We start from the raw sequence: 26,786 nt of genomic DNA on the forward strand, positions 1-26,786 counted from the left end.
ATAATTTCTTATTAACAAGGACTTTAAGGTTTTAAATTTATGGCCTTTATCATCGAGATGTTTCTTTTCTACCCTGCGGCTTTTTATTTCTTGAGAACTCTTCTTTTACAAAATTTTCCCAGCCAGTTTGAGTGCTTTCGGCTATTCATTAAACTTAAGGCTAATTAAGAATTAATAGTGGTGCAAAAAAGCCTATTTAAAGTGTATCTTATTTATTTTCTTTACCTTCTTCTTGAGGCAAAACAGTGTTTAAAGAAATAATCAAAAGTGAAAAAATTCAAAAGCTTGAAGAAGCTTTAAAAAATCATGATTCCATTCTTATTGAAGAAACATGGAATGCAGCCAAAGCTTTTATAACTTCTTTAGCCAAGCAAGCCACTGGCAAAAACATTCTTATTTTAACAGGGGCTAGCTTAGAAGAGACCCGCTTATTTCACGATTTTCCATTTTTTTCTGGACAATCCGCTATTGAATTTCCCGCTTGGGAGACGTTGCCCTCTGAAAACATTGCACCTAGCCCTGATGTAGTGGGCGAGCGGTATAAAGTTTTAGAACAGCTAGTGCAACAAGAAGGCCCTCACATTATTCTTTCTGGCCTGCAAGCTTGCTTGCAACGTCTGATCCCTCCTCAAAAATTTAAACAGCTCTACATGCACCTGACCCCTCAAACATCCATTCCTTTTGGAATTTTTATAGAGCGCCTTGTGAGCATGGGATATCAAAGAAGAGCTGTGGCTGCCGATAAAGGCGAATTTGCGATTCGCGGCGGAATCATTGACATTTTTCCTGTTTCTTCTCCTGATCCTTTCCGGCTTGACTTTTGGGGAGATGAAATTGAATCCATCCGCATCTATGATCCTATTGGGCAAAAGTCTATCCGAAGTGTAGAAAAAGTAGAGATTCCGCCTGCTAAAGAGCTGGAATTATTAAAACCTGAGCCTCATCTATGCACACTCTTGGATTATTTAGGTCCTGAGACGATCGTGGTTTTTGATGACATACTCGCTTTAGAAGACCGTTATGCTTCCCTTGTCAATATTTGTGGTAGCTCAACGCCTACATTTTGCAGCATCGGACAGTTCATGGAAGCTATGGCCCCCCTACAGAAAATCTTTCTTAGTCAGAATCCTATAGAAGAATTGAGCGAAGTTCGCATCCTTGATAAAACTTCGACAAATTATTATTCTAAACAAGCTCCTCTCTACAAGCTCTCTTTCTCTCTATTCGCAAGCGAATTTCATGCTCGACGTTGGTCTCATCCTTTCATTCCTCTCAGTCATTTCCTGTTGCCTGAACAGGCAGAGAACGCAGAAATTAACGGCCAAGAAATTCTCTTATCCCTCTCTAAGCTGGGACAATCAGATCATCATCTTCACTTTCTTTGCGCCACGCCCTTAGAAGAAAGTAATCTAAAAAAACGCCTTCAAGAGGCTCATATTACCCTGCCGGAAAATACTTTTTTCCACCTGCACTATTTATCCAGCGGTTTTGTCTTAGAAGATCAAAAGCTGATCATCTTACCTGCCACTGAGATTACGCATCGATATAAAATCCGCCGACAGAAACAGCGCAGCACTTATCATACCACCCCGCTAGAAAGTTATGATTTATCTGCGGGAGAGCTTGTAGTACACCTTAATAATGGTATCGGTAAATTTATTGGACTAGAAAAACGCCCTAATCTTCAAGGGAGCCTTAGTGAATTTTTTGCCATTGAATATGCCGACAACGCTAAATTATTTGTCCCTCTTAATCAAGCCTATTTAATTAGCAAATATGTAGGAGCTAATGAAGAAATTCCTAAACTGCATCATCTAGGCAGCAGTCGCTGGAAGAAGACTAAAGAAAATACTGAGCGGGCTATTATGAGCTATGCGGCCGACCTTTTAGAGTTATACGCTAAGCGCTCCGTGAAAGAAGGCTATGCCTATTCGGAAGACAGCTCAGATATGCAAGCTTTTGAAGAAGACTTTCCTTTTGTGGAAACTGAAGATCAGCTAGCTGCTATCGCTGCCATTAAAGCTGACATGCAGGAAAAAAAATGCATGGATCGCCTAATTTGTGGCGATGTGGGGTATGGAAAAACGGAAGTCGCTATGCGGGCTGCTTTTAAAGCAGTGGTTGACGGTAGGAAACAGGTTGCAGTCTTAGTTCCCACCACCGTACTAGCCATGCAGCATTATGAAAATTTTGTTGAAAGAATGAGCAACTTTCCTATTAATATCGCCGTCATGTCTCGCTTTCGTTCGGCCAAGCAAATGAAAGAGACCTTGGAGGGCATTGCTAAGGGCTCTGTCGATATTATTATTGGTACCCATCGTTTGATAGGCAGAGATGTAATTTTTAAAGATTTGGGGCTGGTTATCATTGACGAAGAGCAACGTTTTGGCGTTAAAGCTAAAGAACAGCTGAAAAAGATTAAAAATTCTATTGAATGTTTAACGCTTTCTGCTACGCCAATCCCGCGTACCCTCTACATGTCACTCATCGGAGCACGCGACATGTCTGTCATTAATACCCCCCCTCAAGATCGCCTGCCCATTACCACTCTCATCACGGAATCTAATGACGAAACACTTAAGAATGCTTTACTACGTGAACTATCTCGTAATGGTCAAGCCTATCTCATCCATAATCGCGTAGAATCCATCTATGATTATGCCGCCCGCCTCAAAAAACTTTTACCCCAAGCTCGCATTGTCGTAGGACATGGACAAATGAGCAGCCAAGAAATAGATACTGTTTTCCATGCTTTTAAAAGCGGCCAAGCAGATATCTTGGTAGCTACGACAATTGTAGAAAACGGCATTGATATTCCTAATGCCAACACCATTTTAATCGATCGTGCCGATACTTTTGGACTCGCGGATCTATACCAATTACGTGGCCGAGTAGGCCGATGGAATAGAAAAGCTTATGCCTATTTTATGGTTCCCCGTCTACGTTCGTTACCAGAACTTTCGCGCAAAAGGCTGAATGCTTTAATGGAAGCGCAAGGATATGGTGGCGGTATGAAAATTGCTATGCGCGATCTTGAAATCCGAGGAGCAGGAAATATTTTGGGCCATGAACAATCCGGGCAGGTAGCTGCTATTGGCTTTCATTTATATTGCAAGCTACTAAAAAGAACTATACAGACTTTACAAGGTAAAATATCCAGTTTACTTGTGGATACTAAAATGGATTTTCCCCTGCTGGACGCACGATTGCCAGAAGAATTTATTAATGAAGTTAGCTTACGCATGGAAATTTATCAAAGATTAGGAGAAGCCATCACCCATGAAGAGGTAGAGGCTATCTGGGAAGAAATTAAAGACCGTTTCGGAACACCTCCTGAAGCTGCTAGTTGGCTATATCATCTTACAAAAATACGTGTATATGCTTCTACGCATGGCTTTACCCTTTTAAAGCTTGATAAGTTTGGTTTAAGCTTAGAGCAGCAAAAAGGTAAGCAAACAAAAAATAAGCGAACGCTAATAGGTTCCTTTAAAAATGGTAAGCAGCTGGAGAGCAAGGTTATTCAAGCTATGCAAGAGATGTAGAAAACAATCTAAAGAAATCCATTAAAAGCTGGATCTTAATAAGGGACCTTATTCTCCTACTTTTTTATAAGCCCTGCCTACTTACAAACATTAAGGGTGAAGAAATTATAAGCTTAAAAGGTTGTTTTCTTATATGTTCTTAAGGGCAGCAGTAATCAATTCACTCAGCTCAATAGTTTCAGGAAATTCTTTCAAGCATTTTTTAATGGCTTGTTGAGCAATCATTTGATTATAGCCTAGATTGATCAAAGCGCTCATCGCATCTTTAATTTTCTGAGCATGTGGGTCAGTAGAGGGGTAGACTGCATGTTCTTCAGGATCAAGAAGCAGTATAGCTGGAATTTTATCGCGCATTTCTATCATCAAACGTTCTGCAGTTTTCTTGCCAATGCCTGGAACCTTGCTGATGGTAGCTATCTCATGATTATGAATAGCCCGCTGCAGCTCACGCCCTGATAGATGGCCTATAATGCTTAGAGCCATCTTTGGCCCTACGCCTGTTACATTCATTAAAGCTTCGAAAAGCTCGCGGTCCTCGCTATTCAAAAATCCATATAACGTTTGGGAATTTTCTCTAATGACAAAAGCAGTATAGAGCAAAACCTCTTCCTGTAGGGCAGGGAGTTTTGCAAAAAGATTTGCAGGAATTAAGATTTTGTAGCCTATACCCCCACTTTCAATTACAGCAAATAAGGAGGTCAATTGCGTTAAAGCTCCTTTTATGTAAGCTATCACTTCTCACCTGTTATTTAATATTAAATTTCCGCTTCATAGAGACTCTTACATTGGGCTGCATGTGCATGGCAGATCGCCAACGCTAAAGCATCAGCAGCATCCTCCGGCTTAGGAGGCTGGGCGAGCTTTAAAAGAAGTTGCACCATCTTTTGCACTTGTCCTTTGCTAGCGCTTCCGTTGCCTACCACAGCTAGCTTAGCTTTAGAAGGTGAATATTCAAAAATAGCAATCCCCTTTTTCTTGGCTGCTAAAATTGCAATTCCTCGTGCCATTCCAAGCTTGATCGCACTTTGCACATTTTTACTGACATACTGCGTTTCCACGGCAAGGGCCTCAGGGGAATATTGATGAATAAGAGCCTCTAGTGCATTAAAAATAACCAGATAGCGTTCCGTTAATTTGTAATTAGCGGGCGGGCGTATGCAACCATAATCTAGAACTTGATAAACATTTCCTACAACTCTAATAATTCCATATCCTGTAATGCGCGTGCCAGGATCAATTCCAATAATTATCACACATATCCTTTAATCAAATAAATTCTGGCGTAAGGGAGAAGAGGCAGGCCTTGCATCAAACAAAGAAGGTTGCCCCTGTGGCTCATGGGGAAGAGAAGAAAGCTCATTATCTAAAGAAACCTGCGCAGGCATCTCTTCCCATTCAGGAGGTTTTTTGGACGTAACAACCTCAGCAGACATTGGAACCTCACCTTGCGATGTAATATCCTGGGCCCCTATCATATGACTTAAGCTAGCCAATAAGCCATGCATCTGCTGCTGCTTTTCTTCTAAAGTTTTAAGGTTTTCCTCCGCCTGTTGATATTTGGCTTCCCAATGGGCTACCTGGCTCTCTGTCACGCGAATAGTTTCCTGCAACAGCTGTTGAGTTTTACTTTCTTGTATTAACTGCTGTTCAAAAGAGTTTTGCTTTTCATTCATTTTAATTTTAAGCTGATTTAAATTTTCTTCCAGATCAGCAATCAGGGATTTTTGCTCTTCAATTTTTTCATTAAGAAGGGCAACCTCTTTAACTTTTTTACCCAAATGCTGTTGGGCTACTTTAATGCGCGCATCTTGCTCCTCTTGATAACGAGTCATTATAGATAGAGTGTCTTCAAGTCTGAATTTTTCTTGAGAAAGATAGGTAATTTCCTTTTGATCGGCTTCTACTTGCTGTTCTTTCAGCTTAAATAAATCTTGCTGCTGCTGTAAACTGCTTTCAAGCTCTTGAGAATGCTTTTGTTTTTGCTTCACTGCCTCCAACTGCTGCTCATGCAACAAATTTTCTAATCGTAACAGCTGCTCTTTGAGATCGTTTTCTTTTTTTGAGATTTGCTCAAGTGTGCATTGAAGGGCTTTATTCTCATTTTGCTGGGATACAATGGTCTCTTCACACTGCAACACTTTATTATAAAGAGCTATTTTTTCACTTACGGAATTCATGTAGCAGCTTTCGATTTCTTTAGCTTCACGCATCCCTTTAGATAAATCTTCCTTAATTATGGTGATCTCTTTTTCTAACTGATTAAAGAACTGGTCTTTCTCAGTCATAGAGGCTTCTAGCTGTATTTTCTCCTCTTTGATTTTATTAAAAGCTTCTTTTTCTTCAGCTAATTTTGCTTTAAGAGAGCTAAATTGTATTTGCAAGGCATGAATTTCTTCTACTAATTCCTGTTTCTCAGCCTTTTCAGTGTTTAAAGCCTCTATCTGCTGTTGGATGCGCTTCTGTGCTACCTCCAATTGTCCTGTAAGGTTGAAAACAGCTTCTTCGGAACGTTGAAAATCTTCTCTTAGCTGATTGAGCTCTAAATAGGCTTCTTTGGATCTCTCGTGCAGATGTTTAAGCACGCGCTCGAGTTGAGTGGAATGCTTTTGGATCTCAGCAAGCTTTTTAGCTAAAACATGATTTTCCATTTTTAAAGCATGGATATTTTTTGGCTCTTGCTCTAGCTTTGCTTCCGTGCCTGGTAGATGTTCTTGCTGTCTATCTTGAGTATGTTCTTCATGAATTAGCTCATAAATCTTTTTTTCTTGTTCTTGTACCACCAATGTCAATCTTTCTAGCTGTTCTTTCTGCTGTTGATTTTGCAATAAGGCTTCTTGATAGGAGTCTGCTAGCTCAGAAGATCTATGCAAAACAGCTTGATCATTCTCCCCTTTATGCTGAGCTTCTTTTAAATCGTCTACCAATTGATCATAAAGAGCTTTAAGGCTTTTTTGTTGCTCTAGAAGAGTTATGTTTTCTTGGGTAAGCTTTTTATTATGTAAATGTAATTGATAAGCTGAGCTATTTTCCTGCTTATTTTTCTGATGAGCGCTTTCGTCTACAACTGAGCTGCTTAACACATTTTTCTTTTTGTACCTAGCTAACATATTCTTCAAATTTTCCATGCTTTCCTTTCTTTTATAGGAAGGATTACGCGAAGATTTGATGGGATCATTTGTTGATAAAAGCATAGCTTGTTCTAACTTCACGTTTTGAAGCTCCTTTTCCAGTTCATTACCTTTATCCTTTTCAAAAGCAAGATTTTGAAAGAGCCGCTGGGGCTCTTCATCTGAGTAAATGTGACGGTTGCTCAAAACTTACCTATTAAGAAATATTTGGACAGACACCTATTTTTGCTCTATAGTATATTCCTTTTATACTTAAGTTTCGCTTTATAACTCAAGAGATGCCTAACCAACTAAGGTTAAAAAGCATGAAAACCCCTTATTTCCCCTGGCCCTCTAAGCCTCCAAAGAATATTATCGTAAGAATGCCCAATTGGATAGGTGACGCTGTCATGGCCACTCCCCTATTAACCGATTTAAAAAGGCAATGGAAAGAGGCTAAAATTACAGTTATATGCCAAACACCTATCGATAGTGTACTTCAGAATCACCCTGATATCAACTCCATTTACGCATTTAAACGTCCTAAGAGCTGGTTAAACAAGTTTCATCATTATGAGGTTATCGATTTTTTGCAAAAAGGCCAATATGATTTAGGTCTTCTTTTAACAAATTCTTTCTCCTCAGCTTGGTGGTTTTTAAAAGGAAAAGTTCAAAATCGCCTCGGATTTGCCGATGGGTTTAGAAGTCTTTTGCTAAACAAAGCTATACCTTTTCCGAAAAACAAGGAATTCCAGCATCAAGTTATTACGTATAAAACGTTACTCGGCCCTTTAGCCATTCCCGTTTCCTCTACGCCTCCCCAACTTTACGTAAGTACTCAAGAACTCCAAGAGGCTCATCATTTTCTCCATCGTTGCGGGATTGACCTTCAAAAAAATATTTTGGTAGGCATCAATCCTGGAGCAGCTTATGGCTCGGCTAAATGCTGGCCGCCTGAGCGCTTTAATAAATTAACGAAAAAGTTATTAGAAAACCCGAATATTTTTGTTATTTATTTTGGCGATAGTAACGGAGTTTCGGTGGTGAACCAAATATGCCAAGACTTGCCTAACCGTGCAATTAATCTAGCAGGACGCACATCTATTCGCGAGTTGATAGCCCTGCTAAAATGTTGCTCTATCTTTCTTACAAATGATAGCGGACCTATGCACATCGCTGCTGCTTTGGGTGTACGTTTGCTAGCACTCTTTGGCTCTACTAATGAGATAAAAACAGGTCCTTATCCTCAAGGGTTGGTGATTCATAAACATGTCGAATGCTCTCCTTGCTACAAGCGTGTATGCCCTATTGATTTTCGCTGCATGACCAAGATCAAGGTAGAAGAAGTCTATGAACAACTTGAAAGATTGTTAAAAGAAAATAGCTGTTGATAAAAAAATAGCCTTTATTAACCTCTTCCTGAGCCTTTCCTTAGGGCATAAGTCTAGAAAAGATTGCTAACAATTTACCGATTAATTCTCAAGCATGCAGTTTGCTTGAGAAATTAGCGTCGCCTAAAATAATAAGCTGCCAAAAAGCTTTCTCTCCCTTAACTTTTAAAGTTTTAAGAGGATTTGTTAAATCTTCAGCAAGGCTTTCTTGATTTCTTGATGTTTTGCGCTTTCTTAAGAAAGAAAACAGAAGGCTTTAAACGATTTTTAAGAAGAAAAAGGCGCAAGATAAGCGGTAAAGATCGCTAGAAGATAATCAGATAAACTTATTTCCTAAAGGCTCTATAACGATTTTTTAAAATTTTTTCCCCTCTACTTTTTTTGAAATATTTCTAAAACTAGGCTTTAAGCTAGGCATAAACGCAAAAAAACTTTCAAGACTCTGACAATAATTTAAAAAATTTAATTAATTTGCCTTCTAAAAAAATGGTTCTTGAAAAATCTGTTGCCAAAGAATAAACTATTTTTCTTATCCGCGCATAAGGTTAAACCTTGTAAAGATAATAATCCGTCAAGCTGCTTGCTCCCTGTATGCCTTCAAATTTTTGAGACTACATGATAAAAGAAAGCGATCATGAGTAATAATTTTATTTTTAAGGAATATATGCATGAATTATGATAGGGCAATAGCCAAGCTCAATAGCATTCAACAGCCTCACCTCCTTAACTATTGGCATGAACTTAATGAAGCAGAAAAAAACCTTTTATTGCAACAGATTGAAAATTTAGATATCGATGCTTTTCATGAGCAGCAAGCTGTAATTAACGCACGCTTTCTTTGCGACATTTCTGTAGATCCTTTCCTAGATTATCAAAAAGTGGGCTCTTTAGAAGATGCATTACTTGGCAAAGAAGCGATCGAGCAAGGACGCTTGGGTTGCTTAATTGTAGCTGGAGGGCAAGGGACACGCTTACATTTAGAGGGACCTAAAGGGTTATATCCTATTAGCCTTATACGCCATAAAAGCCTTTTTCAGTTATTTTCTGAGAAGATTGTAGCAGCAAGTAAGCTAGCCCTTCATCCTCTTCAGGCAGCTATCATGACATCCCCTCTTAATCATGAGAGGACCTTAGCCTATTTTAAAACCCATGCTTATTTTCAATTAAGAAAAGAACAGCTGGATTTCTTTGCTCAACCCATGCTCCCCTTTCTAGATGAAGCTGGCAACCTTTTCTTAGAAAAAAAGGGTTGTTAGCTGAAGGGCCTAACGGCAATGGAGCCTGCCTGCATCAATTTTGGGAGGAAGGTCTCTTAGCCAAATGGAAAAAAATGGGCATTGAGCATTTAAATTTTGTTATGATTGATAATCCCTTAGCCGATCCTTTTGATGCTGAGCTATTTGGCATGCATATTCGTAATCAGAATGATATTACTATCAAGTGTACGCTGCGAGCAGATCCGGAGGAAAAGGTAGGGGTTATCGTCAAGCAGTACCAAAAAGTTCAGGTCATTGAATATACTGAATTCCCTGAAAGTGAACGCTATGCAAGGCTGTCCGACGGCTCTCTTAAGCACCCTTGTGCTAATATCAGCTTATTCTGCATCAGCCTATCATTTATTGAAAAAATTTGTGATAAAAAAATAAAGATGCCTCTCCATGCTCTTTACAAAAAGACACCTAGCTTAATCGATTCTTCCCAAAAAGGATGGAAATTTGAGCATTTTATTTTTGACATTTTTCCTCTTGCCGATAAAGTTCAAGCGCTACTTTGCCCACGAGAAAGATGCTTTGCTCCTCTAAAAAACTTACGTGGTCAAGATAGCCCTACGAGTGTCCAGGATGCCTTGCAGGCTAGAGATCGACAATTATATGAGGAGCTTTTTAGCAAAAAAGCTCCTTTGGTTCCCTTTGAGCTAGCACAAGATTTTTACTACCCCGTTCCTTCTTACGTGGACCAATGGAAAAATCATGCTTTGCCCCCTGAAGGCTACTTTGGAGACATCGGATGCTTGGATATTTGATGCCCTCATTCCACTTTACCCATCCCTTCAAACGTCTGGTTTCAGCCGGCTTTTACAATCAGTCTCAGTTAGAAGAGACAGGCTTTTTTAAATTTTTCGCTAGTGTAGGGATTAGCGATGATGATAAGTAGGTTTTTATCTGCAAACCGACAAGTCTAGAGTAAAAGAAAAAATTGATAATTTTTATGAAAGATATAATTTAGGTAAAAAATTATGAAAGTAGGATTCCTAGGAGCCGGAAGCTGGGGATATAGCCTGGCATCACTATTAGCTTCCAAAGGATATCAGTTAATCTCTTGGACCGCACGACCCGAGCTCGTTAAACATTTAACAGAAAAGCGTGAACATCCTTACTTGCCAGGCCATACATTCAATGGCAGCATGAAATTTACAACAGATATAAAAGAAGCTTTGCAAGGAGTTGATATGCTTGTTGAGGCTGTCACTTCAGCAGGCATTCGCCCTGTCTTTGAACAAGTTAAAAAGCTAGGACTTCCTAAATGCCCTATCGTTATTACCTCTAAAGGAATTGAGCAAAATACAGGGCTTATTCTTCCTGATGTTGTCGTAGAAGTGTTAGGAGGAGATACTCGCCAGCAAGTAGCTTTTTTAAGTGGACCTAGTTTTGCTCAAGATGTTATACGAAAACTGCCCACCTCTGTCGTTGGCTCTGCTTATGCTCCTGAAGTGATGCGCATTGTTACCGATACTTTTACCACTCATACTTTTCGTGTTTATCCTAATCCTGATATCCACGGAGTAGCCTATGGCGGAGCCTTAAAAAATATCATCGCTATTGCCTGCGGTATGGCTGAAGGATTAGAATTAGGTCATAGTGCTAAAGCAGCATTAATGACACGTGGCTTACATGAAATTCGCAAGCTCGCTGTTGCTAGAGGCTGTAAAGCTGAAACATTAAATGGCTTATCAGGAATGGGTGACTTATGCTTAACCTGCGGCTCCTTGATGAGTCGGAATTTTCGTTTCGGATACCTTTTAGCACAAGGGTTATCTCCCCAAGAAGCAGCTGTTAAAATCGAAATGGTTGTAGAAGGAGCCTATACCTGCGTTTCCACCTTACAGCTTAGCCATCAGCTGAATGTAAGTATGCCTATCACCGAGATTGTTTATAAGATCATTTACGAAAATCTTGCCCCTCAAGAAGCTGTTAAAGCTCTAATGCAAAGAACCATTAAAGAAGAACATCTTTAGAAATTTTCTCCATGATAATGTGTGATCAAAAACTTAAGTGAGATCAAGCATGAAAGTCTTTACAGCACAGCAGATGAGGAATTTAGAAGCGCAAGCCTACCAAGATAACGCTTCTGAGGAATTTTTTATGGAGCAGGCAGGCGCTAGCATTGCTCAAATGGTAGAAGAGTATCTTAACATCCATCAGCTTGCTAAATATATTATCTTATTGTGTGCTAAAGGTAACAATTCGGGAGATGCTTACGTAGCAGGGCGCTATCTTTTAAAGAAAGGATGTAAAGTATGTGCTTTGCAAGCTGTTTCTTTAGAAGCAGGTTCCCCTTTATGTATCAAGAATTATCATCGTTTTAAGCAAGCAGGTGGCGAGACAAAAGATCCCTCTTTTTCTTTTCCTGAAGAAGGAGTTATCCTAGATGGCTTCTTTGGCACAGGATTTAAAGGCAGCCTACAAGAGCCTTTTGCTAGTATAGTAGGGCGTGCCAATGCCTCTAAATTACCTATCTTAGCCATCGATATTCCCTCAGGATTAAATGGTGATACGGGGATTGCGGAAGGTGAAGTCATTCAAGCCACTCAAACTCTTTTTTTAGGCGCCCCTAAAAAGGGCTTCTTTATAAACGATGGCTGGAACTATGTAGGTAGCTTACATCATATAGACTTCGGGATGCCTAAAGAATTTATCGATCAGGCTCCTACTGATATGATTATGCTGACTAAAAACATTGTGCAGCCGCTACTTCCGCCTATTAAAAGATGTTGGCATAAATATGAACGTGGTTATGTGACAGCCCTAGCAGGCTCTCCTCACATGCCGGGGGCTGCCATTCTCTCTGCAAGGGCAGCCTTAACGGCAGGAGCAGGCATTGTACGTTTAATTCATCCTAAAGAAATGGAAGCGGCCCTTGCAGCTGCCCCTGTAGAACTAGTGCGGCAAAGCTATTGTTTGCAGAACCTAGAGGCTATCCTTGAGCCTATAAATAAAGCGTCCGCTTCTTATATAGGGCCTGGCATAGGGAAAACAGAACAAACCTCTTACCTTCTTAAATATATCCTCAAGCATATTAAAAAACCTTGTGTCCTAGATGCAGATGCGCTAACTTTGCTATCTGAGAGTCAAGTACCTTTACCTAAAGAGCTAGTGTTAACTCCTCATCATGGAGAGATGTTAAGGCTCTTAAGAGCGGAGCAAGGGCCTCTCGCCTCAGGAAAACTGCTAGAATTAGCTCAATCATTTACTAATGATAAAAATGTTACCTTGATACTTAAAGGAGCGCCTACCTTTATTTTGCAGCCAAACTTGCCTATACATGTTAATCCAAGAGGTGATGCAGGAATGGCTACTGCAGGGAGTGGGGATGTATTAACAGGGATGATTGCAGCTTTGCTAGCGCAAGGCTTGCCGCCTCCTCAAGCCGCAATCTTGGGAACTTGGTTGCATGCTGTAGCAGGTGAACAGGCAGCTAAAGAGAAAACCTCTTATTGTATGACAGCCTCTGATATAATTACTCACCTTCCCCATGCTTATAAAGCTCTATTAAAATAAGGCCATTTATCTTAGCTTAATTTCCTTTCTGCTAACTTCAATCTTCCGATAAAAAAGCATGGCGCCAAACAGGCTTTTTGAAGACACTCAAGCTGTGGTTATATGCTTTTGAGCAGCTCTTTAGGCATACATATACTTAATAAAAACCTTTTAAAGAGACAGTCCGCCTTCTTAAAGTTCGTTTATTTTTTAGATGATGCAGGCAAAATTTCTTTAAACAGTAGGATTTCTAAAAAGCCTCTTCGCTAAGATTACTTTAAGAAAAAAAACAGAGCCTACCCTTTATAAGCAACTTTTCTATGTAATCGTATATTTTAAACACTTTTCCTTACCAAGAAGAGCGAAGAAAAGAAAGTTAAGGGTCTTTTTAGATAGGGCACGTGCCTTTTTCGAGTGGATAAAAAAGTTAGGGTAGGCTCAACTTATTTTTTACGAAGGGCTTACTACGAAAGATTTAAGGCTTAACTTGCTGGGCAATCTTAATGATTTCTTCTAATATTTGATTAAAAGTAGTTTCTCCTCTAGCAACTCTTTCTAAAGTAGAACTAAAAAGCTCTAGCGTAAGCATGATTAAGCCAATAATAGAAAAGTAAAGGTTTTTATTGAAATTACTTTCTCCGTAAAACAGGATATAACGATAATTAAGTGTTAGATTTATCTCATCCATCTCAAATCCCGGAAGTTCAATCAAGCGATTTAAATAACAGATTAGGCTACTTACTTGGGTAGAAGCTTGGGGATGAATGTTGAAAGGAAAAACAGCTTGAAACTGGATGCGATAAAAGGGATTGTCTGAAGAGTCAAGCCCTTGCATTAACTCTTGTTTTATAGCAGTTACCTCTAAAATTTTTTCCCGTTCCTTATCATCTACTCCTAGAAAGAGGAGAAGACGTGGATAGAAAGTTTGATCAGTAGCTTCTATATAAGAGCAGTCAAATTTTTCGTCCCTCAACGCTTGTTGGAATTGCTTTAGAAATTTTTCTTCTGTCATGGTGTTTGCTCTTTTAAATAGTTAATGTATTTTTTAGCCTTTAAATTGTTAAGCTGTTGCTTCATTAACGCTAGCAGTTCTGTATTATCCATTTTAAAAAAGTCTTTTAGCTTATCCATCAAAGCATTCTTATCCACTTGATCTGACCTCTTTTTAAGGGCTTGGTAATCTATTCCCATTTTTTCTTTTAATATCTTTTGAGTTTCTTCGTCAAACTCGAAAGAAGAATTAGGCTCTAAAATTTTCTCCATAATAATTAAAGGCACATTCATCGCTTTCTTTTCAGCTTGGGTAATTAAGCCATTGGCTATAGCAAAATCTGCACTGCCAGCTTCCTTCAAACGATTCTGCAATCGCGTAATTTTTCCTTCTTTTCCTACCCAGGATTCCACCTTCCGCTTTAATCGCTCTTGTTTTTGGCTTTCCTTTTCTAGCATTTTAAGCTGCCTTTCATGCTTTCTATCCAATTCCTCCATCATTTTTTCCAGTTGCGCTTGCTCCCCATAGCTTTCTAGCTCATCGATTTTCTTTTTCGTTTCTTTGTATAATTTTTCAAGAGTTTTCCTTAACTCAATAGGATAAGCAGTAGCCTCCAATGTCTTTTGCTGCTCCAATAAGCCTGCCAATTGCTCATATCTGGCACTTGTAATTTTTAGTGTGCCTATCCGTTCTTCTTGCCTATTTAATTGCCAAGAACGGATTTTAGCAGGAAGCTGAAATACTTCAAGACGCACCCCCACTCCCTGTATCACACATTTAAAAAGATGAGGTTTATATCTATAAAAGAAATAAAGACCTATGCCCATTACTGCTATTCCTAAAACAAAAAAGCCTAAGCCAGGCAGAGCCATACTCGAGGAAGCTAAAGCAATCACGCCGGTAAGGGCTAAAACTTGTAGGGTAATCGCTAGAGTGGTGGAAAGACAAGCAAGTATAAGTTCTAGATTTGAGGATATAAGCTTAAAATTAAAAAACTTTTTTTCATTTCTGACTTTTAATTCTGCTAGCGTTTGCAAACTATTTCTCGTCATGACATTGATGGTATCTTCAGTTTGATCCATATCTTCTATAAAGTTTTGGAGCAAGAAAGCTCTAAATGAAGGCTCGGTAATTTTTTTTTCAAAAGTTTCTTTATCTATAATTCCTTGCGCTTCGCACTCCATGCCCTTCTCTTCTAGATTATCTTTAATTTCTTCAAAAGAAAAAGCCTGAAATTTACGTAAAAGTAAGCGCTCTTCACGTTTGGCTAACAGATCTTGCGCTTGTTGAAAGGTCCTAGGATCTTTGGTAAGCTCTAGCATCCAAATCTCATGAGTGGCTCTAGCTTTTTGAGCTTGCCATACACCAATCGTTTTCATCATTATATCTAAGAAAGATAGGGTCCAACCCAAGGCTGTTTTTCCGGCAGGAACCGCCAGCTTTAAGGCACTTAAAACCAAGCTAGTACTTTTGGCGGCTATAAAACTCGCTGAGAGAGTAAAGTTAATAACTTTATTTTTTAATTCCCGTTTTTGGGCACTAATAAACTTGCGGAGAATCCTAATAGAGTCTTTAAGCTTTTCATCTTGCGGATGATGTTTAACTTCTTCCACTTTCTGCTTTAAGAGTTTTTTTGCCTGCTGATACTGAAGCCCCTGCACAATCAAAACAGCGCCTTTCCCGATAATTTCCACGCCCCGCAAAACCGTTCGTATAATTGATACGGGCAAGATAACGTTTCCTACTATTTCCCCTAATTTTGGAGGAATGCCTATAACGGGTGCTATATGGCCATAGGGTTCAAGAGCTAATTTATGCAGCTTATCAGGTGCCCATTGAGTTGCTTTATAAGCACTTCCTAAATGTCCTTCAATCTTTTTTCGCTTTTCAGTTTTCTTAATAAAGCTCTCTAAAGCATACACGTTTTTCTGCTCAGCAAGCGTTGTTATAGGCTCTGATTCAAGCAATAGGAGTGTTTCTGTATTCTCTAATTGTTGTTCCACTTCCGCTATTATTACTTCGGATTCTGCCCTATAAGGCTCCTCTTCATTTAAAACCTCTACTCGATTGATCACTAGGGCAGAGTCAGAGAGTTCTATTTTCTCAATAGAGCTAGAAGGAATGGCAGAATTGTGCTTATCTGTTCTAGAAACTTGATGCTCATCTGCCACAGGGGCAGGAGCTGACAAAGAGAAAGATTTTAAAGCTTGTTGGGAACGTACAAGAGGAGGCTGCATGGTTAATCCTTATGCATAAAAGATTTTCTTACTATGATGGAAAGTAGGCCGAGGCTCTACCGCTGCTTTTTTATCCATATCTGGTGAAGCAGAAGCTTTTAGCTTAGTTATCCAATAAAATAAATATTTCACAAATTGATTAAACCTTTGAATGAATTGAAGATAATTCAACTCATTTTTATCAAAATATTCAAATAGAACTAGAGAGCGCGTTTGTTCTACATACCCTAAGCTTGCTCTTCCTGTTTCCCTACCGAAAAGGTTCCCTTTTAAAGCCATTAAGATTACCTCCCCTTCTTTTTCTAGGGGAAGATCTCCCACACTAGAATAGAGATAGAAACCCTCCTGATCGTGTGATTTTTCAAAGGTAAGAAGATAATGACCATTCATTAAAAGCGTGCAAAGTCCTGAGCTATCAAGCTGAAGTCTACCTAATTGTTTAGATCTTCCGTATTCAAGCAGTAGATCTTCTAACTCCATACACTTCCTTTAATAAAAAGGTTATTAATTTAAACTTTATTATAATAAATAATAATTATTAAATTCAATTAATTAAAAATTAAATTTTATTAAAAACCATAAAAAAAATGTATTATTTACCGATTTTATGGAAACTAACTAAGAGGTAGGTGGTCATGAGATACGAACTGCCTTGTAGATAACATAAGATATAGGCCGCCTAGTAGAAATGGCTTATATGTGCCTGCAAAAAAATTTAGAATAAATCTTCCTTGGTGGTAAAGAAGTCTCATGTGCCTATCAAGTATTTGCCTTCATTTTATATTTAAACTGGCTAACTGATAATATATTACCTGGGAGGACTAGATTCATTAAAATTTTTTATAACATTGTGAGCCTTATGAATTATAAAATGTTTCAAGCAAGCGCAAACTCTTAAAAAATGGTTTTTGGCCCTTTATTAAAAAGGAATTTCAAGTAGATTTATTATAAATGAAAGAGTATTACTTTCATTGAATATGCCTAAAGAAAGGCTATATGAAGCAGCAAGGAAGTAGTTTGAAATTACCTGCAGCTTGAAAGAGAAATAAAGCTAAATTTAAATAAAAGGAGTTACGCAAATGAGCATGGATAATCCATGTGGCAATCGATTATAACAACCTGGCAATAATCTATAAAGATCAAGGAGATTTAACACAAGCGGCTAGGTATGCAAAAAAAAGCTTTTGTCATTAACTTTAAGTTTTATGGAGAAAATCATCCTATCCTGGCAGGAGTTTACAGCAGCCTAGGAGCAATCTACCAAGCACAATGTAATTTAGGACTGGCAGCTAAGTATATCAGAGAAGCTTTTGCTATTGATTCCTCCTTCGTATACAAACACTTAAAAATTATGCCTAGAAAGATAGGTCTGGGTGATAGGCTTAGGCTTTAAATGAGAAAGAAATGACCACCAGATCTTCCACTCATGCAGCTGCTTAGCACTGTAGTAATTGACTTGCCGCCTTTTAAAGGTTTTATCCACTTTTACCACCTCACCAGCTTGTAGATGAATATGCCTTAAAGAAGACTCTTCAAAAAAAGCATCCTTATTGGGGATCAAAAATTCTAAAGTATATTCTCCTGGAGTAACGTCTTCTAAGACCACTATCCGCGATCTATTCTTACGATCTTCTACAAAAGCATTGCCTTTAGGATACATTTTTTGAGAATGGTTGCCATCTTTTAACCAAAACCGAATGCGATCAAGTCGATCCCCTTCAAGATCGGTTTTATAATCAACAATTAATGTTCCTTTTTTAACTGCTATCGGCTCTGTCCCATGCAAATTTAATAAGCTTGCCCATCCCAGATAAAAGCATAAGATGGATAATCCTGGTCTTCTTAACTTCTTTCGGCAAATTTTTTTTATAATAAAAGATTTATCTATTATAAAATCCATACTCTGATAGCTTTGATTAAAGTTTTTTAAAGCTTTATGCCATCCTAAAAAGAAAGAATTTTTCACGCTCTACCCCTATATATTAATTGTGCTTTTATGAGGATATTCGTCAGTTAAAGCAAATTTTATTCTTGATTGTGATGAAACAACTCTATTAAATTTTCTCCTTTTCCTACATCCTCAGGCATACTCTTAACATATTTTTTTAATAAGAAAATTTACATCGCTGCAGTAAACATGTGACCTATAAGGTGAATCTAAGGATATAGACGCCATTTAGTCTCTAAAAAACCCCTTGCAATTGAAAATCTTGGGTTCTTTTCTTTTTCCAATTGCGCTTATTTCCGTAAAAGGCGAATTAAAAAAAGAAAACATAGTAAACTATTTATTAAAACCTTCTTGCACAACATCATCCACTATCATGCCAGCTGGTGTGAAAGCTTGTATACGACGATGGCTGCCGTCTATTGTCACCAGAATAAAGAACTGGGTAGCAGATGATTTAGCAATATACCAGGCTTGCCGTGGTGTTTTGGGGGTTCTTATATTGGCTACCGACCAGGCACCATCTCCTATATATAAAACTCCTTGCTTTTGAGGCCGTCCTTTGCAGATAGGATGGGTGCGCTTATAGGCATGATCATTATTTTCAAAAGCTACATGGAGCCCGTACTGCTCGAATAAAGGGACCCACTGCCGGCGAACTGCTCGGCTAGTTTTATTATAGTAGGAGCGATAAGAGGGGTAGGCAGGAATATGGTAAACTGCAAATTTATGGGGAACCTGACGGCGCTGCCTTAGAACTTGCTTGAGCCATAGAGTTTGAGCTCCACGCACAGGATAAGCATGGCCAGAATCAAGGATGATCAAGCTCATGTAAGAGCTGAAATCCAAAACTTTGTAGCTCTTAAGATCGAGAGTAGGAAAAAGAGCAAAAAAGAATTCAGCCTCCTGCGGTGTCTTGCCGTTGCCTCCTCGTACTTCATGGTTACCGATGCAGGGAATAATAGGAATGAGATAGCCTTCAGAAGTTACCATGGTTTGTTTCCAAATGCGTAGCCAATCTATCCATTTTTGTGGATTCTCAGGAATCGCACGATCACCTACAGCACTATAGGCTATATCTCCTCCAATAACTACAAACAGTGGATTAGTAGCGGCGGCTGCTCGATTGGTTTTCTCCATCATCTCCATAGAGCCATTATACATATCTCCCCCTACTACAAAACGGATGGGAAGATTGGAATCTGCAGGCATCGTACGAAACTTGTAAATATGTTTATCTGCACCTAGGCGAAAACGATAGCCAGTAGATGGCATTAGACCTACTAGCTCCACACGATGGATCAGATAAGGCAACTGAGCGGGCATAGGTCTATGTTGGCTCTCTTCCCTATGCCACACCTCTTCTCCTTCCCTCTGGTATTCAATGAGATCGGGAGCCTGTGTTTGAGGAGTTATCCAGCAAACATGCATGGTCGATTGAGGATGATATTGCCAAGTTAAATAAATACTCAAGATCTCCTCATCTGCCCACATTGAACACGGAAATAGAAAAATAAAGCAGCAGCTCAAGACAAATAGGAACGTTTGCATATAACTATTCCTGGCCCACTTCCTGAGTCACTTCGCCCACTTCCTGAGTCACTTCCTGAGCTAATTTTTCTAAAATATGTACTGTCCTAGCAATAAAGTTTTCTAGTAAAGAAGGATCCATCTCGCGCTGAGACAAAAGCGCCAACTCATAAGCTTCTTTAACTAATGCAGAAGCAAGCTCGGAATTTTTAGGCTCTAATTTGTAGATGGCATTTATTAGAACATTGTTAGTGTTTACTACGAAGGTTTTCTTACCTAAATGCGCAAACTGAGAGGCTCCTTCTTTAGGATTCATAGCTACCATATAATCACGCATACGGCGTTGATTTTCATCCTGCAGGATAAAACCTGGTAATGCATTGCTAGCTAAGCTTTTAGCTTCTACCTCGATTTTGTCATCCTTCAATTTGGCACGAATAAAATCGGCAAGCTTGGCGGCCTCAGTTTTTCCGCTAGCATCTAGAATGGTTTTTTCACGCTCTTTATCAACAATATGCTCAGCCAAAGCGGCATCTACTCGCTGAAAAACAACTGGAGTTAGCTGCCTTTCTAAATGTTGCATCACATATACATCCACAGGATGATTGGCGCATAGAATTCCTATTCCCTGATTTTTATACATGGCCTGTAGAGAACTCATATGCTGTTCATCTTTTGTATAATAGATCTTTTCCGCTGTTTTTTCACGGTAGAGATCTAAATATTCTTGGGCGGTAATCCATTCACCTTCAACAGTTTTCCAGATAAGAAAATCTTTCACCCGCTCATATAGCTTATCGTCTTCCAATATACCTAGCTTGACTACAATAGAGATATCTTCCCAGCTTGCTACAAAGCGCTCTCTTTCATTGCGATAAAGCGTAGCCAGGCTATCAAATACTTTTTTAGCAATATGTCCTGAAAGCTGACGAACTGTACGATCAACCTGCAAGTAGCTACGGGAAACGTTTAAAGGAATGTCAGGACTATCAATGATTCCTCTCAAGGCCATCAGATAGTTAGGAATTACATCTTTGCAGTTGTCTGATACAAAAACCCGGCTGCAGTATAATTTGACCGTATTTTTTTCATTATCATAATCTCTGCGCACTTTAGGAAAGTAAAGGATTCCTTTAAGGTGAAAGGGATAATCAGCATTAAGATGCACCCAAAAAAGAGGATCTTCTTCCATAGGGTAGAGATGATGATAAAAATCTAGGTAATCTTTCTGCGTGCAATCAGCAGGATTTTTGATCCATAAAGGTTCTTGGGTATTAATATGGGTGGTGCCTAAATAGACAGGATAAGCTAAAAATGAACAGTAATGAAGCATTACCTGCTTAAGGCGATATTCGTCCAAATACTCTTCATTATCTTTGTCCACGAAAAGCGTAATCTCTGTGCCTCGGGTGGCGCGGCTGCCTTTTTCTATCGTATACTCAGAAGAGCCATCACATGACCAAAAAACAGGCTCTGCGCCTTCTTTATAAGAAAGAGTATTAATCTCTACTTTACTTGCTACCATATAAGCTGAGTAAAATCCTAATCCAAAATGACCGATAAATTGATCTTTTTCTTCATTGGTTTTATATTTATGGACAAATTCTTCTGCTCCCGAGAAAGCAATCTGTGCGATATACTTTTGCACCTCTTCGGCATCCATTCCAATGCCATTATCTATAAATTTTATAGTTTTATTATCCTTATCAATTTGAATTTCTACTTTAAAGTCTTCATCGTTAGCTTGTATCTGTTCTTGGTCACGTAAAACTTTAACTTTTCGAATAGCATCGCAAGCGTTGGAAACAAGCTCGCGAACAAAAATATCTTTATCAGAGTAGAGCCATTTTTTAATGATAGGTAAAATATTTTCGCTATGAATTTCAAGATTCTTTTTGATCATGTCTAAATCCCTATGAAATTGTATGATTTAAAAAAGAAAAGCATAAAGAATTTCCTTTTTTAGGGGAAGAGTAGTTCTTTATTCTTCTTGCAGAGTGAGGTTTTATTAGTTGCTGTTAAATGAGCATGCAAGCTATACCTAAAAATAGCCAAGCGAGTAAGCCTTATGGATTCATTATTTAACTTTACGATAGCTTCCCTAGGAGGCATCGACATTTTTCTTGTGACCTATGCCATTGTAGCTTTTGTCATGATTGGCACCGGCCTTGCCGGGATCATTTTATTTACCCGTGCTAAATTTGTTAGCAGTGAAGCTTGCACCATTAAAGTTAACGAAGATCCTTCTCTTACCAAGACAGTGGCCGGAGGAAGTACACTTTTATTAGCTTTGAGCTCCAATGGTATTCCGATTCCCTCTCCTTGCGGAGGCAAAGCAACCTGCAAGCAATGCCGGGTGCAAATTCTAGAGGGTGCCAATGAACCTTTAGAGACGGACAAAGGCACTTTTACTAAGAAGCAATTGAAAGAAGGTTGGCGCTTATCATGCCAAGCTAAAGTCAAAAACGATCTGCATCTGCATGTTGAGGCTGATGCACTTGGCGTCAAAGAATGGTCTGCCACGGTGATAAGCAATCAAAATGTGGCCACCTTTATTAAAGAATTAATCGTAGAACTTCCTCAAGGAGAAGAAGTGCCTTATCGCTCAGGAGGATATTTGCAATTTCATGTTCCTCCTTTCCAAGCGAATACGGAGAGCTGGAAAAACACCATGCATCCTCAATACCATGAAGACTGGGAAAAATTTGGACTAGTAGGACATTCTCTGGACTTTAGCTATCTACCTACAGGCTCTGGAGAGGTTATTCGCGCCTATTCTATGGCCTCCTACCCAGCAGAAGGCCGAACTTTACGATTTAATATTCGCATTGCCACTCCACCTTTTATCGCTGGAAAGCTAGCAGAAAAAATTCCTTGGGGAATCTGCTCTAGCTATACGTTTAATTTAAAAGCAGGTGATAAAATCAAGCTTTCAGGACCTTATGGCGAATCCTTTATGATCCAAGATAGCCGTGAACTTATCTTTCTTATCGGTGGCGCTGGCTCATCGTTTGGACGTAGTCACATCATGCATTTGTTCAAGACAGAACAGACGCATCGTAAGGTAACCCTATGGTATGGAGCGCGTTCTTTAAAAGAAAACATTTATCAAGCTGACTATGAACAGCTAGAAAAAGAATTTTCCAATTTTCATTATCATTTAGTTCTTTCTGAGCCCCTTCCTAGTGATCTTGAAGCTGGCTGGCCCGCTAATGACCCTACAAAAACAAATTATCTTTTTAAAGCTTTTGAAATGGGCCAGCTAAAGTTTATGGAAGCACCCGAAGAGTGCTTGTTCTACGTTTGTGGCCCTCCTTTACATAACAAAAGTGTGCTTAAGCTTTTAGAGGATTATGGCGTTCCTCGTGAAAGCATTGTTCTTGATGATTTTGGAAGCTAACACCCTATTCTATTAAAATGAAAATTCTTGCTGCGCAAATTAATCCTACCATCGGTGCTTTAAAAGAAAATACTGACAAAATTTTGCAGGCTATAGCCCATGGTAAAAAGTTAGCGGCAGATCTTATCTTATTCCCTGAATTGGCGCTAACTGGTTATCCACCTCAAGATTTGCTTTTACTCCCGCATTTCATGGAACAAGTTCTCTTTCAACTGGACAAAATCCGCGAAGCTTGTATAGACATTATCGCCATCGTAGGCCTTCCTCGTCCTAATCCTGATCGTAGAGAAAAAGGTTTGTTTAATAGCGCAGCAATTATTCAAAATCAGAAAATTGTGGGATTTCAAGATAAGTTTCTTTTACCCACCTACGATGTTTTCGATGAAAGACGCTATTTTGAACCTGCAACAAGCATAAAGACATGGAATCTAAAGGGTAAAAGGGTTGGCATTACTGTGTGTGAAGATATTTGGCAGCATAGTGCTCTTATTGCAGAAACTTCCTATCATAAAAATCCGGTGGAAGAGCTCCTTCCTTTTAAGCCTGAACTTTTGCTCAATCTCTCTGCCTCCCCTTTTAGCCTCTCTAAGTTTGCCACTCGCATGAAAGTCTGTTCGGAAGCGGCTAGAGCATTACGTTGCCCCCTTATCTTCTGTAATCAAGTGGGAGCCAATGATAGCTTAATTTTTGATGGCTACAGCCAGCACCTAAATGCTAAAGGAGAGCTAGTGCACCTAGCCAAGGGGTTTGAAGAAGATTGGCTGTTAATAGATCTAAACGCTTCATCTCCCCTTATTTACCCGCAAAAAATAGCTACTGAAGAGCTTTATAAAGCTCTTATTCTAGGAGTAAAAGACTACTTTCACAAATCAGGCTTTCAGAAAGCATGCTTAGGATTATCCGGTGGTATTGACTCAGCCGTAGTGGCTTGTATTGCTGTAAAGGCCTTGGGTGCTAAAAATGTGATGGGAGTCAGCATGCCCTCCCGCTATTCCTCTCCTGGCAGCAAAGAGGATGCCCAAATATTAGCACAAAACTTGGGCATCGATTATCGACAAATCTGTATTGAAAAAGCTTTTCAAAGCTACCTGGAATTATTAGAGCCTCAATTTAGAACACTACCGATCGATCATACGGAAGAAAATCTACAAGCACGGGTACGAGGGATGATTCTTATGGCTCTTTCAAATAAATTTGGGCATATGGTTTTGAACACAGGAAATAAAAGTGAGCTGGCAATGGGCTATTCCACCCTTTATGGGGATATGTGCGGAGCTTTAGCAGTCCTTGGTGATGTCTTAAAAAGGGATGTGTATGCTCTAGCCCACTGGATTAATCGTCACCAAGTTATCATTCCGCAAAGCACGCTTGATAAGCCCCCTTCTGCAGAGCTAAGACCTAACCAGACCGACCAAGATTCCCTCCCTCCCTATGGAACAATCGATCATATTTTACAAGCTTACGTAGAAGAGGGTCAATCCTCTGAAAGGATCGCTAAAAATTTTGACTATCCTGTGAAATTAGTAGAAGAGCTTATCCGAAAAATTCACCAAAATGAATACAAGCGTCGTCAGTCACCTCCCGCCTTACGTATCTCTGAGAAGGCCTTCTTAACAGGCCGCTGCTTTCCTATTGTGGAGCGTTGGATAAACTAAGATTTAGCTGTCTTAAAAAAAAGCTCAATGCACCCTTTTGCTTCTTAATTAAGAATATCTTCTATTCTCATTTTCTTAATGGTTCTATTTAAACATACAGGGCATAAACGCTCTTGCTGATATTGTTGCAATATATCAACAGCTTTTTTGCATATTGTGCAAGCCTGTGTTGATAATAAGCTGTTTGTAGGGGCTAGGTTTTTCTTACGAATTGCAATGCGAGCTTTTAAACGCTCGATTAATTCAACATTATTTGTAGATTGAGGGCTAACTTCCTTGCTACAAGCTTTTTTTTCTAAGAGAGGGGGATCTTTCTTTAAACGAGATAATCCCTTGGATAAGAAAAGCATACTATCTTGAGATTCAAGAATATGCTTGATTAGGGGTGCATGATGGTAAGTGCAATTCATGAGTCTTTCATAAAAAATTATATCTTAGGTTAAGTGTAAGCTTTTTTTTCTGCAACATCAATTCTCTGCATAAAAAATACAGCGTTTCATAAATACTGTTTAAGTAGTAAAACATTTTATCGCAAGAGCAAAAATCCAGGAGGAATATAAACTTTAGCATGAATCTTCCTCGCCTTACATAAATATCTATTGTACTGGCATACATGCATTAAATTCAGCTTAACGCTACAGGGCTGATGGCATGCATATTCTTAAGGGGCTTTTGCTTTTGATAATAATAGTCACGCCCACTCACTTGATGCTTCTGCTGCCAGTAAAAGCCATTTTAGCCAATATCTCTAAAATGGCTTAATAGAGATATTTGAGTGTCAATTATTAGAGGGCTAGATTCTTGCCAAGCATATCTCATTAAATAAATCCTCTCTTTAAAAATCCCGCCTTATCGATAGTTAGTATACCATCTTCTTTATCTTTCAACACTTCCATTTGTAAGCTGTTTCTTACTGCATCTGCTTGCCTAAAAAGCATTTAAGCCTATTAAATGCTGAAAAACGTAGAACGGTGTTAAGCGCTGCGCTAATATAACCAAACATCCCACTTTTTTGCTGAAAAGTGACACGAGCCAATTTCCTAGCATTTTTAAGCCTGTTGGTAAAGCCTATAAGTACCAAGCCATCTTCGATCATCAGCGGCAAGCACAACTTCCCAATGGTTTTGCAACTCTTCGCTAGCATACTTAAGCGCCAAGTGATTACGCTGGACGGCAGCAAGCACGACTTCCCTATCGTTGCGGAGCTGTTTGCTAGCATACTTAAGCGCCAAGTGATTACGCTGGACAGCGGCAAGCACGACTTCCTTGTCGTTGCAAAGCTGTTTGCTAGCATACTTAAGCGCCGAACCGTTTTCCTGAATAGCGGCAAGCACGACTTTCTTATCGTTTTGAAGCTGTTTGCTAGTATACTTAAGTGCCAAACCGTTTTCCTGAACAGCGGCATGAACGATATCTCTATCGCTTTTGAGCCTGTTACTAGCATCCTTAAGAGCTAAGCCATTCTTTTGGACATTAGCTAGCAAAGCTTTCTTTTCCTTATTGCGTACTACATCCCAAATCCCCACCAGTATATTTCCTAATACAGGAATTAACAGAACTATACACCGTTTAAAACTTTTTTGATCAAGGTGAGCGTAATAAACGTTTTTGGATATGTTCTCTTTTTGCTTAAAGGGTAAAACAACAACTTTTTGAAAGATATCGACTAAATTAGTCACCGTGCTGACGATAGGTATGTAGTCAGCGCCTCGATCAATAGATAAGCAAGCTTTAGATAAAGAATTTATTAGCATGAACCCTCTATTGTTGGTTAGTTTTTAATACCTCTATCATACAAAAATCTTCTTAAAAAGAAAACAATAACACCTTTTATAGAGAGATCATCAAGTAGTTCTATAAATTAATATTATTTAATAATTACCCAAGGGGGCAATAGCATACATACCCTTCACTGCCTTTAGGAATAAAGGTAAAAGACACTGACTTGATGCTTTAGCAGCCAATAAAATCACTTGGGCCACTAATTCTAGTCAAGCTGATAAGACGTTTGTGCGTAGATTAATAAACGCCTATCTCCCTGTAAGGGCTATGCAATTAAATTCCATGCTGGTAGGAACTTTTTAAGTTCTTGTCGAAGCTCTTTAGCCTCCCCTGCAGATAGAGGAGGTATAACAAGCGACAGACAGCCTTGAAAGCTAGCAGGACAATCAGCCACAAAAGCAATCCCTCCTTAGCAGAGTTTTAGAAGAGCTTTTAGAGGCAAATGATAA

At 39.1% G+C, this 26,786-nt stretch carries 21 protein-coding genes; 10 read left to right on the top strand and 11 right to left on the bottom strand.

Going from position 1 to position 26,786, the window contains the following annotated elements; translation table 11 throughout:
- Window positions 1-245: 245 nt before the first annotated feature.
- On the top strand, window positions 246-3,542 hold the full coding sequence (gene mfd, locus DB42_RS00615; protein WP_052435848.1) for a transcription-repair coupling factor: 3,297 nt from the start codon (window positions 246-248) through the stop codon (window positions 3,540-3,542).
- A 129-nt stretch (window positions 3,543-3,671) separates the two neighbouring features.
- Here mfd and ruvA read toward each other — a convergent pair whose 3' ends face one another.
- The 3 genes from ruvA to DB42_RS00630 are packed head-to-tail and all read right to left on the bottom strand — an operon-like array spanning window position 3,672 to window position 6,751.
- Window positions 3,672-4,277, bottom strand: a complete 606-nt coding sequence (gene ruvA, locus DB42_RS00620; protein ID WP_044881269.1) for a Holliday junction branch migration protein RuvA — start codon at window positions 4,275-4,277, stop codon at window positions 3,672-3,674.
- A gap of 20 nt (window positions 4,278-4,297) precedes the next feature.
- Window positions 4,298-4,795, bottom strand: coding sequence for a crossover junction endodeoxyribonuclease RuvC (gene ruvC, locus DB42_RS00625; RefSeq protein WP_039383124.1), 498 nt, complete (start codon window positions 4,793-4,795; stop codon window positions 4,298-4,300).
- Between the two features lie 9 nt (window positions 4,796-4,804).
- A complete protein-coding gene (locus DB42_RS00630) occupies window positions 4,805-6,751 on the bottom strand; it encodes a hypothetical protein (protein WP_155117347.1) in 1,947 nt (648 codons plus the stop codon).
- A gap of 224 nt (window positions 6,752-6,975) precedes the next feature.
- Here DB42_RS00630 and waaF point away from each other — a divergent pair, with 224 nt between their 5' ends.
- The 6 genes from waaF to DB42_RS00650 all read left to right on the top strand — a co-directional run bounded on the left by waaF (window position 6,976) and on the right by DB42_RS00650 (window position 12,818).
- Window positions 6,976-8,040 (top strand): lipopolysaccharide heptosyltransferase II, encoded by a 1,065-nt coding sequence (waaF, locus tag DB42_RS00635; protein ID WP_044881271.1) that lies wholly within the window; start codon window positions 6,976-6,978, stop codon window positions 8,038-8,040.
- 668 nt (window positions 8,041-8,708) lie between these two features.
- Window positions 8,709-9,296, top strand: a complete 588-nt coding sequence (locus tag DB42_RS11660) for a UTP--glucose-1-phosphate uridylyltransferase (protein WP_052435849.1) — start codon at window positions 8,709-8,711, stop codon at window positions 9,294-9,296.
- A complete protein-coding gene (locus DB42_RS11665) occupies window positions 9,290-10,063 on the top strand; it encodes a UTP--glucose-1-phosphate uridylyltransferase (RefSeq protein ID WP_052435850.1) in 774 nt (257 codons plus the stop codon). The genes DB42_RS11660 and DB42_RS11665 overlap by 7 nt, the downstream gene beginning before the upstream one ends.
- Entirely contained in the window at window positions 10,063-10,194 is a 132-nt protein-coding gene (locus tag DB42_RS11670) for a hypothetical protein (RefSeq protein WP_255359343.1), read from the top strand. Before DB42_RS11665 ends, DB42_RS11670 begins: the two co-directional genes overlap by 1 nt.
- A gap of 82 nt (window positions 10,195-10,276) precedes the next feature.
- The gene (locus DB42_RS00645) at window positions 10,277-11,275 is read left to right on the top strand and encodes an NAD(P)H-dependent glycerol-3-phosphate dehydrogenase (RefSeq protein WP_044881272.1); all 999 of its coding nucleotides are present in this window, start codon (window positions 10,277-10,279) and stop codon (window positions 11,273-11,275) included.
- A gap of 49 nt (window positions 11,276-11,324) precedes the next feature.
- Complete coding sequence (locus DB42_RS00650; RefSeq protein ID WP_044881273.1) at window positions 11,325-12,818, top strand: NAD(P)H-hydrate dehydratase; 1,494 nt, start codon at window positions 11,325-11,327, stop codon at window positions 12,816-12,818.
- Between the two features lie 454 nt (window positions 12,819-13,272).
- Here DB42_RS00650 and DB42_RS00655 read toward each other — a convergent pair whose 3' ends face one another.
- From DB42_RS00655 to DB42_RS00665, 3 genes are read right to left on the bottom strand one after another with little or no spacing between them, the layout of a single operon-like run.
- Window positions 13,273-13,809: a hypothetical protein gene (locus DB42_RS00655; RefSeq protein ID WP_044881274.1), complete on the bottom strand. Its 537-nt coding sequence runs from the start codon at window positions 13,807-13,809 to the stop codon at window positions 13,273-13,275.
- Window positions 13,806-16,025, bottom strand: coding sequence for a hypothetical protein (locus DB42_RS00660; protein ID WP_044881275.1), 2,220 nt, complete (start codon window positions 16,023-16,025; stop codon window positions 13,806-13,808). Before DB42_RS00660 ends, DB42_RS00655 begins: the two co-directional genes overlap by 4 nt.
- Window positions 16,026-16,034: 9 nt before the next feature.
- Window positions 16,035-16,505, bottom strand: coding sequence for a type III secretion system chaperone (locus tag DB42_RS00665; protein WP_044881276.1), 471 nt, complete (start codon window positions 16,503-16,505; stop codon window positions 16,035-16,037).
- A gap of 688 nt (window positions 16,506-17,193) precedes the next feature.
- On the opposite strand from DB42_RS00665, the gene DB42_RS00670 reads away from it, so the two are divergent.
- A complete protein-coding gene (locus DB42_RS00670; protein ID WP_044881277.1) occupies window positions 17,194-17,418 on the top strand; it encodes a tetratricopeptide repeat protein in 225 nt (74 codons plus the stop codon).
- On the opposite strand, the gene DB42_RS00675 is transcribed toward DB42_RS00670, so the two are convergent.
- From DB42_RS00675 to htpG, 3 genes are all read right to left on the bottom strand, one after another.
- The gene (locus DB42_RS00675) at window positions 17,368-17,991 is read right to left on the bottom strand and encodes a hypothetical protein (protein WP_044881278.1); all 624 of its coding nucleotides are present in this window, start codon (window positions 17,989-17,991) and stop codon (window positions 17,368-17,370) included. The genes DB42_RS00670 and DB42_RS00675 overlap by 51 nt on opposite strands.
- Before the next feature lie 315 nt (window positions 17,992-18,306).
- Entirely contained in the window at window positions 18,307-19,443 is a 1,137-nt protein-coding gene (locus DB42_RS00680) for a metallophosphoesterase family protein (RefSeq protein WP_162180734.1), read from the bottom strand.
- Window positions 19,444-19,525: 82 nt separating this feature from the next.
- Window positions 19,526-21,403, bottom strand: coding sequence for a molecular chaperone HtpG (gene htpG / locus DB42_RS00685; protein ID WP_044881280.1), 1,878 nt, complete (start codon window positions 21,401-21,403; stop codon window positions 19,526-19,528).
- Window positions 21,404-21,568: 165 nt separating this feature from the next.
- Between htpG and nqrF the strand changes: the two genes are divergently transcribed.
- Both nqrF and DB42_RS00695 read left to right on the top strand, forming a co-directional pair.
- Window positions 21,569-22,900 (top strand): NADH:ubiquinone reductase (Na(+)-transporting) subunit F, encoded by a 1,332-nt coding sequence (gene nqrF, locus DB42_RS00690; RefSeq protein ID WP_044881281.1) that lies wholly within the window; start codon window positions 21,569-21,571, stop codon window positions 22,898-22,900.
- Between the two features lie 17 nt (window positions 22,901-22,917).
- Entirely contained in the window at window positions 22,918-24,555 is a 1,638-nt protein-coding gene (locus DB42_RS00695) for an NAD+ synthase (protein ID WP_044881282.1), read from the top strand.
- Window positions 24,556-24,599: 44 nt separating this feature from the next.
- Here the strand turns inward: DB42_RS00695 and DB42_RS00700 are convergent, their stop codons facing one another.
- The gene (locus DB42_RS00700) at window positions 24,600-24,965 is read right to left on the bottom strand and encodes a hypothetical protein (protein WP_044881283.1); all 366 of its coding nucleotides are present in this window, start codon (window positions 24,963-24,965) and stop codon (window positions 24,600-24,602) included.
- Window positions 24,966-25,604: 639 nt separating this feature from the next.
- Window positions 25,605-26,309, bottom strand: coding sequence for a DUF4116 domain-containing protein (locus DB42_RS00705; RefSeq protein ID WP_044881284.1), 705 nt, complete (start codon window positions 26,307-26,309; stop codon window positions 25,605-25,607).
- Window positions 26,310-26,786: the final 477 nt, after the last annotated feature.

It is taken from the genome of Neochlamydia sp. EPS4, assembly GCF_000813665.1.
GTDB lineage: Bacteria > Chlamydiota > Chlamydiia > Chlamydiales > Parachlamydiaceae > Neochlamydia.

What these genes read in the sequence shown, in the direction of transcription:
- waaF (WP_044881271.1), top strand. Translation starts at nt 6,976, where the DNA reads ATGAAAACCCCTTATTTCCCCTGGCCCTCTAAGCCTCCAAAGAATATT.
- DB42_RS11660 (WP_052435849.1), top strand. Translation starts at nt 8,709, where the DNA reads ATGAATTATGATAGGGCAATAGCCAAGCTCAATAGCATTCAACAGCCT.
- DB42_RS11670 (WP_255359343.1), top strand. Translation starts at nt 10,063, where the DNA reads ATGCCCTCATTCCACTTTACCCATCCCTTCAAACGTCTGGTTTCAGCC.
- DB42_RS00645 (WP_044881272.1), top strand. Translation starts at nt 10,277, where the DNA reads ATGAAAGTAGGATTCCTAGGAGCCGGAAGCTGGGGATATAGCCTGGCA.
- DB42_RS00650 (WP_044881273.1), top strand. Translation starts at nt 11,325, where the DNA reads ATGAAAGTCTTTACAGCACAGCAGATGAGGAATTTAGAAGCGCAAGCC.
- DB42_RS00655 (WP_044881274.1), bottom strand. Translation starts at nt 13,809, where the DNA reads ATGACAGAAGAAAAATTTCTAAAGCAATTCCAACAAGCGTTGAGGGAC.
- DB42_RS00660 (WP_044881275.1), bottom strand. Translation starts at nt 16,025, where the DNA reads ATGCAGCCTCCTCTTGTACGTTCCCAACAAGCTTTAAAATCTTTCTCT.
- DB42_RS00665 (WP_044881276.1), bottom strand. Translation starts at nt 16,505, where the DNA reads ATGGAGTTAGAAGATCTACTGCTTGAATACGGAAGATCTAAACAATTA.
- DB42_RS00670 (WP_044881277.1), top strand. Translation starts at nt 17,194, where the DNA reads ATGCAAAAAAAAGCTTTTGTCATTAACTTTAAGTTTTATGGAGAAAAT.
- htpG (WP_044881280.1), bottom strand. Translation starts at nt 21,403, where the DNA reads ATGATCAAAAAGAATCTTGAAATTCATAGCGAAAATATTTTACCTATC.
- nqrF (WP_044881281.1), top strand. Translation starts at nt 21,569, where the DNA reads ATGGATTCATTATTTAACTTTACGATAGCTTCCCTAGGAGGCATCGAC.
- DB42_RS00695 (WP_044881282.1), top strand. Translation starts at nt 22,918, where the DNA reads ATGAAAATTCTTGCTGCGCAAATTAATCCTACCATCGGTGCTTTAAAA.
- DB42_RS00700 (WP_044881283.1), bottom strand. Translation starts at nt 24,965, where the DNA reads ATGAATTGCACTTACCATCATGCACCCCTAATCAAGCATATTCTTGAA.
- DB42_RS00705 (WP_044881284.1), bottom strand. Translation starts at nt 26,309, where the DNA reads ATGCTAATAAATTCTTTATCTAAAGCTTGCTTATCTATTGATCGAGGC.